The sequence below is a fragment of the Pantoea sp. S61 genome, from assembly GCF_016625145.1.
In the GTDB taxonomy this organism is placed as follows: Bacteria; Pseudomonadota; Gammaproteobacteria; order Enterobacterales; family Enterobacteriaceae; genus Pantoea; species Pantoea rwandensis_B.
This window is the reverse complement of the sequence record NZ_JACVUO010000002.1, coordinates 496,206-510,791: the sequence shown is the minus strand read 5'-3', so window position 1 is coordinate 510,791 and position 14,586 is coordinate 496,206. Positions and strand designations below refer to the sequence as shown.

At 54.7% G+C, this 14,586-nt stretch carries 17 protein-coding genes; all 17 read left to right on the top strand.

Annotation, left to right across the window (positions count from 1 at the left end; translation table 11 throughout):
- Position 1: 1 nt before the first annotated feature.
- The 17 genes from IAE30_RS07765 to IAE30_RS07685 all read left to right on the top strand — a co-directional run bounded on the left by IAE30_RS07765 (position 2) and on the right by IAE30_RS07685 (position 14,572).
- The gene (locus IAE30_RS07765; RefSeq protein ID WP_200679111.1) at positions 2-1,579 is read left to right on the top strand and encodes a GspE/PulE family protein; all 1,578 of its coding nucleotides are present in this window, start codon (positions 2-4) and stop codon (positions 1,577-1,579) included.
- Positions 1,566-2,681: a type II secretion system F family protein gene (locus IAE30_RS07760; RefSeq protein ID WP_200678959.1), complete on the top strand. Its 1,116-nt coding sequence runs from the start codon at positions 1,566-1,568 to the stop codon at positions 2,679-2,681. The genes IAE30_RS07765 and IAE30_RS07760 overlap by 14 nt, the downstream gene beginning before the upstream one ends.
- A gap of 9 nt (positions 2,682-2,690) precedes the next feature.
- Positions 2,691-3,287: a type 4 pilus major pilin gene (locus IAE30_RS07755; RefSeq protein WP_038649688.1), complete on the top strand. Its 597-nt coding sequence runs from the start codon at positions 2,691-2,693 to the stop codon at positions 3,285-3,287.
- Positions 3,288-3,291: 4 nt separating this feature from the next.
- Positions 3,292-3,771, top strand: a complete 480-nt coding sequence (locus IAE30_RS07750) for a lytic transglycosylase domain-containing protein (protein ID WP_200678949.1) — start codon at positions 3,292-3,294, stop codon at positions 3,769-3,771.
- Positions 3,768-4,436 carry an A24 family peptidase gene (locus IAE30_RS07745; RefSeq protein WP_200678947.1) on the top strand — a complete coding sequence of 223 codons (669 nt, stop codon included), beginning with the start codon at positions 3,768-3,770 and terminating at the stop codon, positions 4,434-4,436. Before IAE30_RS07750 ends, IAE30_RS07745 begins: the two co-directional genes overlap by 4 nt.
- Positions 4,437-4,441: 5 nt before the next feature.
- Entirely contained in the window at positions 4,442-5,821 is a 1,380-nt protein-coding gene (pilV, locus tag IAE30_RS07740; protein WP_370585515.1) for a shufflon system plasmid conjugative transfer pilus tip adhesin PilV, read from the top strand.
- A 106-nt stretch (positions 5,822-5,927) separates the two neighbouring features.
- Positions 5,928-6,152 (top strand): acyltransferase family protein, encoded by a 225-nt coding sequence (locus IAE30_RS30420; RefSeq protein ID WP_200678945.1) that lies wholly within the window; start codon positions 5,928-5,930, stop codon positions 6,150-6,152.
- Between the two features lie 5 nt (positions 6,153-6,157).
- Entirely contained in the window at positions 6,158-7,003 is an 846-nt protein-coding gene (locus IAE30_RS07730) for an acyltransferase (RefSeq protein ID WP_200678943.1), read from the top strand.
- A 198-nt stretch (positions 7,004-7,201) separates the two neighbouring features.
- Positions 7,202-8,059: a plasmid transfer protein gene (locus tag IAE30_RS07725; RefSeq protein ID WP_200678941.1), complete on the top strand. Its 858-nt coding sequence runs from the start codon at positions 7,202-7,204 to the stop codon at positions 8,057-8,059.
- Between the two features lie 17 nt (positions 8,060-8,076).
- Positions 8,077-8,790, top strand: coding sequence for a TIGR03759 family integrating conjugative element protein (locus IAE30_RS07720; protein ID WP_038649680.1), 714 nt, complete (start codon positions 8,077-8,079; stop codon positions 8,788-8,790).
- A complete protein-coding gene (locus tag IAE30_RS07715; RefSeq protein ID WP_200678939.1) occupies positions 8,769-9,380 on the top strand; it encodes a transglycosylase SLT domain-containing protein in 612 nt (203 codons plus the stop codon). Before IAE30_RS07720 ends, IAE30_RS07715 begins: the two co-directional genes overlap by 22 nt.
- Positions 9,377-9,907: an integrating conjugative element protein gene (locus IAE30_RS07710; RefSeq protein ID WP_200678931.1), complete on the top strand. Its 531-nt coding sequence runs from the start codon at positions 9,377-9,379 to the stop codon at positions 9,905-9,907. The genes IAE30_RS07715 and IAE30_RS07710 overlap by 4 nt, the downstream gene beginning before the upstream one ends.
- Positions 9,907-10,560, top strand: coding sequence for a restriction endonuclease (locus IAE30_RS07705; protein WP_200678923.1), 654 nt, complete (start codon positions 9,907-9,909; stop codon positions 10,558-10,560). Before IAE30_RS07710 ends, IAE30_RS07705 begins: the two co-directional genes overlap by 1 nt.
- A gap of 1 nt (position 10,561) precedes the next feature.
- Positions 10,562-10,936: a hypothetical protein gene (locus IAE30_RS07700; protein WP_200678921.1), complete on the top strand. Its 375-nt coding sequence runs from the start codon at positions 10,562-10,564 to the stop codon at positions 10,934-10,936.
- 3 nt (positions 10,937-10,939) lie between these two features.
- The gene (locus IAE30_RS07695; RefSeq protein WP_200678918.1) at positions 10,940-11,716 is read left to right on the top strand and encodes a hypothetical protein; all 777 of its coding nucleotides are present in this window, start codon (positions 10,940-10,942) and stop codon (positions 11,714-11,716) included.
- A complete protein-coding gene (gene traD / locus IAE30_RS07690) occupies positions 11,713-13,830 on the top strand; it encodes a type IV conjugative transfer system coupling protein TraD (protein ID WP_200678916.1) in 2,118 nt (705 codons plus the stop codon). The genes IAE30_RS07695 and traD overlap by 4 nt, the downstream gene beginning before the upstream one ends.
- Positions 13,811-14,572, top strand: a complete 762-nt coding sequence (locus IAE30_RS07685) for a TIGR03747 family integrating conjugative element membrane protein (RefSeq protein ID WP_200678914.1) — start codon at positions 13,811-13,813, stop codon at positions 14,570-14,572. Before traD ends, IAE30_RS07685 begins: the two co-directional genes overlap by 20 nt.
- The last annotated feature ends 14 nt before the right edge of the window (positions 14,573-14,586 follow it).

Below are 14,586 nucleotides of genomic sequence, written 5' to 3'. Positions count from 1 at the left end.
GATGACACCTGATAAAGAGATTATGGATTTTGTATACGCTGAACGGCAGCCAGCCGGTGGCGTGACGCTGCTGATTGATGGTAACCGGCGAAAAGAAGCGGCGATTCAGCGCTGGGTAATGGACGTTACACGCCATTATCCGGCCGCGACAACCGAGTTTGTGACCCTGAGCGAACTGAACCGTCGTCGGGAAGTGGCTGACCGTCAGGGAATGGGCCTCAGTCAGGGGATCAGCGAAGCGGACATGGATAAACGGGACGTCAGCGTCTCGCAGGACAAGGTCATCAGCTACATGAAGCTGGGCCATGAGTTCAGTGCGTCTGACATCCATTTTGAGATCAGTGCAGACCGTAAACTGACGATCGTACAGCTGCGGATCCATGGCGAGCTCGAAGTGGTTGATGAGGTGAAAGATGTGGAGGGCATGACGCTGGCATCCACTTCCTACCTCTCTATGTGCGACGTCCGTGAGCAGTCCTTCTTTGCCGGCCGTGAGCAGTCCGGGCGCGTCGACGCAAAGTTTGCGCGCCGGGCCGGTCTCTATGGCGCACGCTACGAGCATCGCCCCACACCTGACGGGCTGATTGTGGTCATGCGTCTTATCCCGGACGACGGCGACAGGATACCGACGCTACCGCAGCTGGGTTTTTTGCCGGAGCAGATAAAGCTTATCATGCAGATCCTGAAGCTACCCGAAGGGATGGTGCTGCTGACCGGGCCAACGGGTTCAGGTAAAAGCGCCACGCTGCGCGTCTTCAGTGATATCTGGCTGAAACTGACCGGCGGGAAAAAGCGCCTGCTGACGCTGGAAAATCCACCCGAGGGTCGTATTCCGGGCGCGATTCAGACACCCGTTATGCCCGCCGATAACTCCCCGGAGGCTGTCAGCCGTGCATGGGATAATGCCAACGCCTCCGCGCTGCGCCTTGATCCGGATGCCATCATGAACGGTGAGATGCGGGACCTTCATTCACTGATTGCGGCCATTTATGCCAGTGAAACGGGTCATCTTCTTCTTTCTACCACACACACACAAAGCGCAATTGGCGCACTTCGCCGTATGGAGCACTTTGGTGTGGACCGTCATCTTCTGGCGGATGCGGCACTCATCACCGGCCTGATAGGCCAGCGTCTGGTGCCGCTGCTGTGTGAACGCTGCCGTGTCCCCTGGAAGGTTAAATCCCCTGATCTGGACGCCGATACGCGTGCCCGACTCGAACGGTACTGCACCGTTGAGGGGCTCTGCGATACCAGCAAACTTTACTTCCGAAATCACGAAGGTTGCCCGCACTGTCAGAAAACGGTGCCGCTGACGGGACGCATTATCAGCCGTGGGGTGACGGGGCGAACGGCCGTGGCCGAGGTGGTCAGGACGGATGCGCGCCAGATGCAGCTCTGGCTGTCACACGGGCCGGCGGTGGCCCGCCAGTACTGGGTGAACAACGGGGGGATTACCCGGCGTATGCACCTGATGCGATATCTGGCAGAGGGGCGTGTCGATCCGCTCGAAGGGGATCTTATCTGTCCACTGGATGAAGATGAGGTAATGCATTGCGAGGTCCCTGATGGCATCCGCTAATCGCTTTACGCCTGACAGGGACATGTCGGTCGCAGAAAAACTGCGCTATCGCCTGGTCAGGGCGACCTTTACCGGCCAGTATCGCCAGCCCTTTTACGAGACGTTGCGCTTTCTGCTGGATAACCGCAAACAACTGAAAGAGGCGCTGATCATGATCGGTGAAGTGCATACCGATTTTGGCCAGCGCTGGCATCCCTACAATGAGCTGGTCCAGGACTGCCTTGAGGGGGTAAACGATAACCGCCCCGGGCGCGCACTGCAGGACGTCCTCGCCGTCTGGGCACCCTATGAGGAGGCAGCGCTTATCAGCGCCGGGATGGAAACCGGCAATATTCCTGGCGCCCTGATGCAGGCCGACAAGCTCATTCTCGCCCGCCGGCGCATCCTCGGTCAGGTTCTTTTCGCCTCGGTGTTCCCTGTCGTGCTGGTCTTGCTGGGAACAGGACTGCTGCTGGCCAACAATCTGGCGCTGGTGCCAACGATGAGCAAAATGTCCGATCCTGCGGGCTGGACCGGGGCACTCGGCCTGATGAACGGCGTCGCACTCTGGACAGGCCAGTGGGGGCTGACCGCGGCGGGTGTAGCCGCCGGTCTGGTGGTTCTTGCCTTCTGGTCTCTGCCGCGGTGGCGGGGGCGACTGCGTCGTTTCGCTGATTACCTCATGCCCTGGTCGGTTTACAAAGACCTGCAGGGCGCCGTTTTTCTGATGAATATTGGGGCGCTGCTCGGTGCCGGCGTGCAGGAACTCAAGTCTCTGCAGATCCTGAACGGATTTGCACCGCCCTGGCTGCAGGAGCGGATTGAGGGGGCGATGGAGTGCATGAGCGAAGGGGATTCTCTGGGCCGTGCAATGCGCAACAGCGGTTATGACTTCCCCAGCCGTGAGGCGGTGAACTACCTCTCGCTGCTGGATAAAGGCAGCAGCGCTGCGTCGCTGATTACCCGGTATGCCGACCGCTGGCTGGAGCAGGCCCTGGCGCGCGTTGCCCGGCGCGCGAACGTCACCAAACTCTTTTCTCTCGTTCTGATTATGAGTTTCTTCTTACTCATCCTGCTGATGGTGATGCAGATTCAGGACATGAACACGTTCAGCAATCATTAAGGAAAAATCATGTCATCAAAGGCTTTCCCGCAGCATCAGCGCCATCCCGACCGGGGCTGGGGCATTCTGGAACACGGTGCCATTGCGCTGGGTACCGTCATTGTTATCTGTATCGTTGGTGCATGGGTATGGAGCCTGTGGGGGAAAAAGTCCGTTGGCGTGGAGGTGTCAAATCTCCAGACCATCGTGACAAATGCTCAGCAGCTCAAGCAGACACAGGGGGGATATAACTTCACCAGTGGCACCACGATGACCGGTACGCTTATTCAGCAGGGGGGCGCACCGAAAGCGGGCTGGACCATTCAGGGAACGGCGAGCTCAGGCTCCGCCACCATGTGGAACAGTTACGGCGGACAGGTGGTGATGGCGCCGGTGGCGACTAACGGGTTTAACAACGGATTTTCCGTGACGACTCAGAAGGTACCGCAGGCAGACTGCATCTCTCTCGCGACCCAACTGGGCTCAGGTGGTGCTTTCAGCGCCATCACCATCAACAGTACGGACTACAGCGATGGTGTTGTGAGTGCAGAAGAGGCGGGCAAATCCTGCTCTGCTGACAGCGGTATGACCGGTAACAATACCCTCGTCTTCACGCACAACGGCTGATGACATGCTGCGCATTTTCACGTTTCTGCTTCTGATCATGCTGTGCCCCCGTGCGGGGGCCTTCTGCTTTGATGCGGCGGGCGCGAAATATCACATTGACCCACTGTTGCTAAAAGCCATCGCAACGGGCGAAAGCAGCCTCCGGCCAGGGATTACCAGTATCAACCGCGATAAAACTACGGGTCGGGCGCTGAGCACCGACTACGGACTTATGCAGGTCAACTCAACACACATTCCTTCGTTGATGGCTCAGGGCGTTATCCACAGCCCTCAGGAACTCCTGACGCGCCCCTGTCTGAATGTGCAAATCGGCACCTGGATACTGGCGAAGCATTTTCAGGTCTGTGGCATCAGCTGGAACTGCCTGGGCTCTTATAACGCCGGCTTCAGAAAAGATCGTCATGAAACCCGTGAGTCCTACGCCAACCGGATTTATGCCATTTACCGCCAGCTTTTGCTGAAAGAACGGGGAGTGAAACTGTGACCCTGCTGACCCTGAGCATGCCGTGGCCCACGCTTATCATTATTTTTCCAATGTGCATCTGCATCTTCAGCGCAATGGCGAGCCTTGTGCGCCTTTATCTGTTGACCTCAGATGATGGCAGGGAGTGGGTAAAGGTCTTTTCCACACCCGCACCGGCAGGTATCACCTGGCTTTTCGCAGCCGCAGCAGCCTGCATGATTATGTCTCCGGCGCCCGCCCTGGAACGACTTATGGCGGTATTATTCAGCCTTTTTCTGTTCAGAATGACGCTGAGTGATGTCATGACCGGCTTTCTTCCCCGGGAAATGACGGTGAGCTGTCTGATCGCCGGGCTGATCTCTGCTCTTGTCGTTCCCGCTTTCTGGGAACACTTCTTCTCAGCTGTGACCGCGCTGGCGGTATTCGCCGTATGGCGATATGCCACGTTCAAAATGCATGGCCGAGAATGCCTGGGTCTGGGGGATGTCTGGCTGGCGGGCGCCGTGTCTGCCTGGCTGGGCGGACCTGAAGGACTTTCTGCTTTGCTTGCCGGCGTCATATTTTTTGTGATCTGGCAGTTGCTGGTTCGCCGCGTCAGTGAAGGGGGACCGATGGGGCCCTGGCTGTGCACTGGCGCGATTCTTGTCACTTTAACCCGACTTTATCAACCACTCATTACATGGTGAAGCCCGTGAAATCAAACAACTCAATGGACCGGGGATGGGCCATCCTTAGCACCGGCGCTGCACTGATTATCCTTCTGCTGGTCAGCGTATGGGGTTATTCACTGATCAGCGAATGGATGCAAAAGCGCACCTGGATGAACACGTCCGCACAGGTTTCACGCTTTACCCAGGCCGTGAAGAGTTACACGGGGCGTTATTACGACACATTGCTCTCGAGTGCCACAACAACGGCCCCGGTCATCGTGACCCCGGTCATGTTAAAAAATACCGGTTTTCTTGAGCAAGGGTTCAGTGAAAATACGATAGATGGTCAGGGATATCGTGCTGCGCTGGTCCGCAATGGGACAAATACCGATCAGCTGCAAGCTCTGGTGTACACGCAGAACGGCTCCGCGCTTCCATTTCTGGCGCTGCGTCAGATATCCATGGATATCACGTCAGGCATGGGTGGGTATATCTGGACGTCAGGCATCGCCACCGGTGCGATGAGCAGCTGGAGCATACCGTTGTCACAATTTGGTGTCACTACCACGCAGGGGCATATTGCCGTGCTCCTCACAACCGATGAACTTGGCGTTGCGCGGGGTGAAAGTGATCGTCTGTATCGTTTTTCCGTTACCGGCAAGCCCGACCTGAATACGATGCATACCAGCATTGACATGGGAGGAAACAATCTCAATAACACGGCCACCGTCAATGCAGCAAACGGTGCCTTCACCAGTAATGTCACTGCGGGCGGTAATATCACCGCCAGTGGAACTGTGACCGGGCAGAATGTGACAGCCGGCTCGAATGTGACTGCGGGTAATGCCATGACGGCAAATAATGATATCCGTTCAAATAATGGCTGGTTTATAACGCGTGGGAGCAAGGGCTGGCTGAATGAGACGTATGGCGGCGGTTTTTATATGTCTGATAACGACTGGGTGCGTGCCATCAATAACAAAAATATTTACACCGGCGGTCAGGTTCGTGGAGGTAGCGTGAGATCTGATGGTCGTTTATCTACAGGTGAAAATTTGCAGTTGGATGGAATCAATTTTGCAGGAAATGGATGTAGTCCCAATGGCCAGGTGAGTAGGGATAGTACTGGTGCCATTCTATCGTGTGTCAATGGAGTGTGGAAAACCCCCGCGATAACTGAAACGACCACTACATATGGTGATATAAAATGTAGTAACAAGTCAGGCGTAACAGCGGCATATTGTCCGGCAGGGTTCCGACTCATGTCTGGAGGTTTTCAGATGACACAATGGACCAACGATGATGCTGGCCGCAATTCCCCGGACTCATCTTACCCTGATGTATCAGGTAACGGGTGGATAGTAGCTCCACCCGGCGACTTTGGTGGTTGTGTAAGGGCAATCGCTTATTGTGCACGATAAATCACCCCTCTTTTAGAGTGTCAGTGCCTAATCAATCGTCAAAATTTTTTTTATAATGATATAGTGTCGCTTTGCTTACACTCATTGCGAAATTTTCACAAAAAAAATGGTAAATAAAGATACATTTAGAGGTATACAGGCTTTACGAGGGTTTGCTGCGTTAAGCGTGATGTTGTTTCATTTTCGCTGGAATATTAATGTTGAAAGTCCGGGGTTGGGAGATAAGCTGTTTGGATGGGGAGCAACTGGAGTCGACCTTTTTTTCCTGATTAGTGGTTTTGTTATCACGTTGAGCGCTAAGAATACACCTGTAGGATTAAGGGAGCTTTAGTCTTTTTGAAGAAAAGAGCTCTTCGAATTCTCCCCGCTTATTATATTATTCTTTTAATATCATTTTTACTCGGTGGTGCAATGAGCACCTTCCATTACGCTGACAAGACGGAAAATTTGATAAGTGCCTTTGGATTTTATCCAATTTACCCCGAACATCCTCCCTTCTATGTGGATGATAATGGTATGTATGGGATTAGATGGACTCTTAACTATGAAGTGTTCTTTTATCTGATGGTGGCCATCTCTGTCTTATTCAAAAACCGATTGACATGTTTAGCTATATTACTTTCTTCCACATTGATTATTTTACCATTATCATCTGGGTACGAGCTATCATTGAATCCTGACGGCTACAGGTTTAACTCAGCAATGTTAGGCCTAATGTCTAACCCCATGATTTTTCTTTTTGTTATAGGCGCGTTAATTGGGTTTTCTTACCCGCATTTAAAAATTATCCCAAAGAAATTAAAAGTATCATTAACTATAATATGCATGATCATGACTACTTATCTTTTTTCTAATGGCCTGTGCGTGAGTCATGGTTTACTCAGCTCCGGGTGGGCATATGGTTTATTGTTATTAAGCTTTGTAATGGCAGAAGAACAGATCTCCAGATACGTTCCAAATGTAATGGTGGAGTTAGGCAATATTTCTTTTTCTCTATACCTTATACATACTCTTATGAATAATGGTATAGGTAAGAGATTTTCAGACTTCGGAGTTCCCGATGGATACCTAAGATTCACGATTTCCATTATTCTTTCATGCTTATTGGCTTGGTTTTCTTATCAATACATTGAGCGGCCGATTTCTCTTAGAAATAAGATAAGCACTCGAGTTCATTCATGATGTTTTTACATAAGCTCCCTTTTAATTTTTAGTCATAAAACCACTTGGGGCTATTTTTGGCCCCTACATTTATAAAACTGACGACATTAGTACGTCCGGAAAAATTTTATGGAACGGATTTTGATTAAACCATCGTCATGATCCAATCATTTTTGCACCTTATGGCAATTATGCAGTGCAGCCATAAGGAAACCCTGTATGTCACCCAGTCATGCCTCACCCGAGGAACTGCTTCCGGATGCGCCTGAGTCTCAGCTCAGTGGGCCAGAGGTGCAGCCCTCAGTTGCAGTCAAGCCGCGTCAGCGATTGACGTTTAGCCCCCGAAAAATTCTCCTGACCGGCAGTGCCATTTTACTGACTGTCAGTCTGGCCGGATCACTCATTGCGCTGGTTGTTATGGGCAGTCAGGTATCTGACCTCACCATTCGTGTTAACACGCTCGATGCCGCTTTTCGCAGCGGACAGATTGGCCAGCTGACCTCAAATGTTTCGGCAATGGAAAATCGGCTTAAAACGCTTGAACAGCAGGCCGCCGCGCTTGCTGATCTGCCTGGCGAAGTTCAGTCAACCCGTGAACAGCAGGACAGCCTGAAGAGCGCGATCAATCAGCTCCGTGATAACGAAAACACCAACAGCCAGGCGGTGGCTCAGTTGCAGACCCGCGCGGGTGCGCTAGAGCACGACGTTCAGCAGGCTAAAGCCGCGCTGGATGAGCTTAACCGCAGGGCAGAACCTGCACAAAAACCTTCAGAGCCTGAAAAGCCCCGCACCGCCAGTGAGGCAGGAAAAAGTCGGACGGCGTCCGCATCAAAAAAGATTAACCGGTCAGTCAGGCGCGCGGTGACGCTGGCTGCACCGTTCGAGCTGACCGGCATTGAACGTCGTGGCGGTCAGACCTTCGCCGTGGTCATTCCCCGGGGTGCATCGCAGATATCAGCGATGCGCCTGCTTTCTCCGGGTGACAGTCTGATGGGCTGGACGCTGAAATCCACGGAGGGGGGGCATGCGGCCCGCTTCCAGGTCAATGGCAGTGAACAGCTGATCCAGGCTCAATAAGTGGAGCTAAAACGTATATGAGAAACTTTTTACTGGCAGCACTGAGTCTTATGCCATGGGCACTTCAGGCTGCTGAAGTCCAGACGTCACCCGCGCAAAGCGTGGTATCGGTATTGCAGCAGTCATCCACGAGCGTTCTGAGCGCGCAGCAGCAGGCTCAGCAGTGGGGATTATCTGATACCGACTGGAGTCGGTATCAGGCGATGATGAAGGGATCGCGGGGCATTATGTCCCCCGGGCTTGATCCACTCACCGCACTGGGTGTTGAGACTGACAGCTCTGCCGAACGTCGCCGCCTTGCTGAACTCTGGGTCAGACATGAGTATCAGCGAAGCGAGAAGGAGCTGGCTTTTCAGCGAGAAATTAACGCAGCCTGGCTGCGACTGTATCCGGAGACGCTGGCCGTCAATATGGGCAGCAACGCGGCCGGCATTGCGCACGACACGCAGGGCCGTCTGGCCCTCTTTGTGAAGGAAAACTGCACCCGCTGCGATGCGCGCCTGGCCGCCGTTCTGGCCGACAACCGGCCGGTTGATATTTATCTGGTAGGAGACAGCAGCGACGAAGGCATCAGGACATGGGCCATTAAACACAATATTCCGGTAGATAAAGTCCGCAGCCGTCAGATTACTCTGAACCATGATGGCGGCCTGTGGATGCGCTACGGTCAGGGTCAGATGCCGGTCATTCTGCAGCAGGGAGAAAACGGATGGCAGCTTGCCGCATTCTGATGTTCTTTACTGTCCTGCTTTTTGCCACAGGGCCCGCCTTGTCTGCAGAGCTGCAGGTTATTCCCGATGCTTACCGGCAGATTGCAGCAGCTGAACGTGTGCCTGCTGAATCACTGTATTCACTGGCCATGGCAGAAAGTACCCGCCAGACCGCATGGGGGGCTAAGCCCTGGCCATGGACAATAAATGTGGCGGGAAAAGGATACCACTATGAGACGCGGGAGCAGGCTTTTTCGGCACTTATGGGGTTTATGCAGCGCTGGCCCCTTAAGAACATTGATGTCGGCATTGCGCAGGTCAATCTGGGCTGGAACGGGCATTTTTTTCCGACGTATCGTGATGCTTTCGACCCCTATACCAACCTTCGCGCTGCCGCCCGGATACTGAGAGCCTGCTATGACGCCCGACCTGGCAGCTGGCTGCGGGCTGCGGGTTGTTACCACCATCCTGCGGGCGGGCAACACGCAGCGACCTATATGGCCATCGTTCGTCGCAAACTCAGTCAGATCGCACAAGCCAGTATACCGGCAGGCTCAGCTCAGCCTGTGGCGCTGGCCCGCTCAACGCTCACCTGGATTGAACCTCAATGAAAAAACTCTTTCGTCAGGCTTTTACCGTCTCACTCCTTTCAGCCGTTATGGCTGTCGCCTTCAGTGCATGCGCCTCGCTCATCGTCGTGGGCGATTCAGGTGGTGAGCCAACCGCCCCCCTCTTTGAGGCCATCAATGCCGGTCAGAACAACGACACCGGCATGCCTGAGTCATTGCCACAGCCGCCCGCATCTCTGAGCATTTCCGATATGCTGCCGGTCAGTACGCCGGAAATGTCTCCGGGAGTTGTAGCATCCCGGCCACTGAACCTTCCCGGTATGCCGCCGGTATTTGTGCTGGGTGATGACGTGGCTTCACGTCAATGGCTGCAGCAGCATGCTGCATCACTCAGTGGCATGCAGGCAACTGGCATGGTGATAAGCGTCCAGGATGAGCAGGGTTTAAACACCCTTCGTCAACTGGCGCCGGGCGTGGCTATGGTGCCCGTCAGCGGCGGCGACCTGGCTCGCCGGCTGGGGCTGAATCATTACCCCCTGCTTATCACCGCAACAGGAATATCACAGTGATGTCGGTCATTCTCATCGCCGAGCTGCTGAGTCAGCACAGGGGGATGCTTGCTCTGTTACTGGCGGGGGCGCTGGCACTTGCCATCACAGTGTTAAGGCCGCGTTCGGTCAGCCAGCGTCGCCATCACCGCTATCAGAAACAGGCGGCCCGGGCACTGCTTCGTTTGCCGCAGCTGCGTGACGACGCGGCCAGAATCACCTGGCTTCGTAAGATGAACCCGTACGTCTTCGAGGAAATGTTATTGACGGCGATGTCCCGACAGGGATTTCGCATACAACGCAACGCACGATACAGCGGTGACGGTGGTGCTGACGGTCAGGTCTGGATAAACGGTCAGCGCTGGCTGATTCAGGCCAAGCGCTACAGCGATACCATCAACGCCGCGCACGTCTCTGCATTCGGCCTGCTGACCGAAACTGAACGGGCGTCGGGGCTGTTTGTACACACCGGGCGCACGAGTGAAGTGAGCAGAGAAGCATTCCTCCGCTATCCAGGCATCAGGCTCATCAGCGGTCAGCCACTGCTGAGATTGCTGGCAGGCGACCGTCGCTGGATGGAAAAGCTCAACGTTTCACCTGAGCGACAGACACCAACACGTGCAGTTTCACCACCGGCTTTCTCCCTGTCACCTTCTGCCCGAAAGGAACGCTGATATGCGCAAACTCAACACGCCCCCCTCCGAACTTATCTGTGACATGTTGACATCGGAGAGGGCCAGAATGATTTATACCGTCCTTGGAAACCTGGTCCAGTGTGCAATCAGGATAATTATCTTTCGTCCACTTTTTCTTTTCAGCTGCCTGGCGTCGGTCGTTATGGCTGCAGTGCCTGTAGCGGTCTTTATCAGCCCGGCCTACACGCCAGAGGTCCTGAATGCAGGGTTATTACGTACATTGCGTCTGCTGCCCGACGCATATATACCGCTGTGCCTCGCCGGTCTGCTCTTCGAGCTGGTTTTTCAGGTCCGTAAAATCGTCGGGTCCCATCATGACTGGCCAGATATTGCCGGTAAAGGAAGAGGTCAATAAGCCATGAGTGACTTTCTGACGAGAACGGACGCTAATCCACCGCACTGGGCTGGGGACATTATTGGCGTATGGGATGACCATAAACTGCGGCTGCACGGTGGTTTTTTGCGCCGGCATTACTGGACGGATCAGGGCAGCATTAACGTGTTTTGCATTAAGGGAACCGAACACCCGGATTATCAGGGACTCACCTGGCATGATTTCCTGCATCGTGGTAAACGCATGGACCGCAATATCCCCATGCTCGAACGCAACCCGGGGTACTATCTGGAGACTGAACGCAAAAAGCCCTCCATGTATTACAACAGCTACAACGGCATTGACTGGTATATCGGCGCCGACGGCAATCATCGCAGCGGTCTGGCGCGGTTTTTGTTCCATGAGCGGGAAATGGCGTATCTGCACGGGGTGCATCTCAGTCATTACGAGTTCGATGAACCTCTGCTGGCCGTGTATGTGGCGCTTCGTGATGAGTTGAGTCAGCATACCGCCCAGGGTTTTTATATGGACCTTGAAGTCAACCACATCCATCGCGGCCGTGAGGATACTGCAGGCTGGAAAACTGATACGTATTCCAGCTCGCTGTATTTCAGCTCGGGCTCCTGGCAGCGGGAGTACCGTGATAATCCCGCCGTCAGTTCAGTCACTGCCGCTCGTGCTGTCTCAGACCCGAAAGATGGCTGGAGACTTCTCCATGAGCTACGGACGTGGCGCGATCAGCGTGCGTCAGCTGGCCGCACCGGCTTTTTTCACAGGCTGACAGGATGGAAGCGCCCATGAGCAATGATTACGTCATGGAGTCTTTGCTCCGTCCGGCCGTAGAAATGTATTCCGCAACCGTCGCTGCGAGCGCGACCTGCATCTGTCTGACAGCCCCGTGGGCGGTGGCGCTTGCGCCTTCCGTCAGTTGGGTGACTGCTGCGGGTTTTGGGGTGCTGGCCCTGAAGCGCACCCGGCAGGGCCTGAAGATACTGCGCTATCGCCGCAACATCCGCCGTCTTCCCCGTTATGTTCTCACCAGTGAACAGATACCCGTCAGCCGCCGCCACCTGTTTTTAGGGAAGGGGTTCCGGTGGTCAGCTCGCCACACGCAGCGGCTGATGGAAGCGCGTCGCCCGGAGTGTGAAGTGTATGTTCAGCCTTCAGTGCTGTATCGCATGGCGCGTGACGTGGAAAAAAAGATGGAACACAGCCTCCCCTGGCTGTGCCGCCTGACGCGGACTGATTCAGTTCTTAACCCTTTCCGTCCGTTGCCCCCGGTTGGCGGCAGTCCGGTTTATCATGGTGTCGAACCTGATGAAACCGCTGTCACCTATGATCTTGGCGAACGCGTAGGGCATATGCTGGTTATTGGCACTACGCGCGTGGGCAAAACCCGGCTGGCAGAGTTGCTCATTACGCAGGATATCCGGCGGAAAAATGCGGCCGGCGAGCATGAGGTTGTCATCGTATTTGATCCTAAAGGCGATGCGGACCTGCTTCGTCGAATGTACGCCGAGTCCCATCGTGCGGGGCGTCAGGATAATTTCTGGGTGTTTCACCTGGGCTGGCCTGATATCAGCGCACGCTACAACGCAGTAGGAAGGTTCAGCCGTATATCTGAGGTGGCATCCCGCGTGGCCGGTCAGCTCTCTGGTGAGGGTAACTCTGCCGCATTTCGTGAGTTCGCCTGGCGCTTTGTTAATATCATCACGCGCGCGCTGGTCGCTCTGGGGCAGCGGCCCGACTACAGTCTCATTCTCCGCTATGTCACCAACATCGGTGAGCTTTATGAAACCTATGTCGATAATCTGCTGAGTGAAAAAGCGCCGCAGCTTATGAACTCGGTCGAGGCACTGCTGAGCAACGGGGTAAGCGATAAGGACCTGCCTCGCCATCTTCAGGGCAGACCCAATGGCGCAAAGATATGGGTGTCCGAACAGGTACTGGGGAGCCCTGAGGGTAAAAAGCTCTGGGACCCCGTGCTGGACGGGCTTCGCAGCGCGGTTCAGTATGACCGGACCTATTTCGATAAGATTGTCGCCTCCCTGCTGCCATTGCTGGAGAAACTGACCACGGGTAAAACGGCGGCGCTTCTCGCCCCGGATTACACTGACCTCAACGACCCCCGGCCGATTCTGGACTGGCACAACATTATCAAATCGCGCGGCGTGGTCTATGTCGGGCTCGACGCCCTCTCTGATCCTGTTGTGGCCGCCGCCGTGGGTAACAGCATGTTCGCTGACCTCGTATCCGAAGGCGGTCACATTTATAAATTCGGTCTCGGTGATGAAGATGAGGGCCAGTCGTCAAAAGTAGCCATTAACCTGCACTGCGATGAGTTTAACGAACTGATGGGGGATGAATTCATCCCGCTCATAAACAAAGGCGGCGGCGCCGGTTTTCAGGTGACGGCTTACACGCAGACACTGTCTGATATTGAGGCCCGCATTGGCAGCGCGGCCAAAGCCAATCAGGTTGTGGGCAACTTCAATACCCTGGTGATGCTCCGTGTGCGTGAGAAGAATACCGCCATGCTGCTCACCGATCAGCTTCCGGAAGTGGACGTCTACCAGAAAACGCTGACTTCCGGGGTTACCGACGTGTCCCGTCCTGGCGAAGGCACGGATTTTAACAGTAACGTCAACGATCAGGTGAGCCTGATAAAAACGCCAATGATAAGCCCTGCCGATATCATCAACCTGCCCAAGGGGCAGGCATTTGCGCTGCTGGAAGGCGGCCAGCTATGGAAAATTCGTATGCCGTTGCCGGCAGATAACAACGACCCGCATATGCCTGCCAGTCTGAAACATCTCGCTGACAGCATGGAGAAGAACTACCACTCGGGTGAAACGTGGTGGACGGGCGGTGACCTGGTGTTTACGGGGGGATCGGATGTCACAGCAGGACAGTGAAAACGGACAGCGCAGCCAGCCAGCTCGTCAGCGGCAGTCTGGCCCGATAGGCATGCTGCTGTGGGATTTTCCGATGGGTCTTATTGGCATTTTGCTGGGCTCATTGCTGGTCAGCCTGCTGATTGAGTACGCCTGCATTGCTCTGCTTTGGCCCGATGAAGGGGCTGCACACAGCTACCGCGTCATGCTGGCAGAAAGCCGGTGGCTGTCAGAGGGGTACACCCGTAGCCTGCTGATGAGCGCGCCGGTCGAGACTGTCAGTCGATGGGTACATGTGGCATGGCAGTGGCTTTTTGTGGACAGCGGATTCAGCGGCTGGCTGCAGTCGTTCAACTCCCTGAGTAAAAAGGGAAGTGGCCTTATTCCGGCGCTGAACGGCGTTGGCGCCTTACTGGTCAGCTGGCTTGAGGTCTATCTTCAGGCAACGGTCTGGGTCACGCTGATTTTCTTTATCCGGGTCATGATCCTCTTTTTGAGCCTACCTCTTTTTGCACTGGTGATCATAACGGGCGTGGTTGACGGACTGGTCCGGCGTGACCTGCGGCGCTACGGAGCGGGTTATGAGTCCAGCTTTGTCTATCACCACGCAAAACGTTTCATCAAACCCGCGCTGTACGGACCATGCATGCTCTATCTGGCCTGGCCCACAGCGGTCTGGCCAAATCTTCTGCTGCTACCATCTGCGCTACTGGTGGGTGCAATTCTTGCCGTCACGACAGCAAGCTTTAAAAAGTATTTATAGCGCCCTCATGCTGA

Coding starts and splice junctions, on each gene's coding strand:
- IAE30_RS07700 (WP_200678921.1), top strand. CDS start 10,562: ATGCGCAAACTCAACACGCCCCCCTCCGAACTTATCTGTGACATGTTG.
- IAE30_RS07720 (WP_038649680.1), top strand. CDS start 8,077: ATGAGAAACTTTTTACTGGCAGCACTGAGTCTTATGCCATGGGCACTT.
- IAE30_RS07710 (WP_200678931.1), top strand. CDS start 9,377: ATGAAAAAACTCTTTCGTCAGGCTTTTACCGTCTCACTCCTTTCAGCC.
- IAE30_RS07760 (WP_200678959.1), top strand. CDS start 1,566: ATGGCATCCGCTAATCGCTTTACGCCTGACAGGGACATGTCGGTCGCA.
- IAE30_RS07685 (WP_200678914.1), top strand. CDS start 13,811: ATGTCACAGCAGGACAGTGAAAACGGACAGCGCAGCCAGCCAGCTCGT.
- IAE30_RS07705 (WP_200678923.1), top strand. CDS start 9,907: ATGTCGGTCATTCTCATCGCCGAGCTGCTGAGTCAGCACAGGGGGATG.
- IAE30_RS07765 (WP_200679111.1), top strand. CDS start 2: ATGACACCTGATAAAGAGATTATGGATTTTGTATACGCTGAACGGCAG.
- traD (WP_200678916.1), top strand. CDS start 11,713: ATGAGCAATGATTACGTCATGGAGTCTTTGCTCCGTCCGGCCGTAGAA.
- IAE30_RS30420 (WP_200678945.1), top strand. CDS start 5,928: ATGGTAAATAAAGATACATTTAGAGGTATACAGGCTTTACGAGGGTTT.
- IAE30_RS07695 (WP_200678918.1), top strand. CDS start 10,940: ATGAGTGACTTTCTGACGAGAACGGACGCTAATCCACCGCACTGGGCT.
- IAE30_RS07755 (WP_038649688.1), top strand. CDS start 2,691: ATGTCATCAAAGGCTTTCCCGCAGCATCAGCGCCATCCCGACCGGGGC.
- IAE30_RS07725 (WP_200678941.1), top strand. CDS start 7,202: ATGTCACCCAGTCATGCCTCACCCGAGGAACTGCTTCCGGATGCGCCT.
- IAE30_RS07750 (WP_200678949.1), top strand. CDS start 3,292: ATGCTGCGCATTTTCACGTTTCTGCTTCTGATCATGCTGTGCCCCCGT.
- IAE30_RS07715 (WP_200678939.1), top strand. CDS start 8,769: ATGGCAGCTTGCCGCATTCTGATGTTCTTTACTGTCCTGCTTTTTGCC.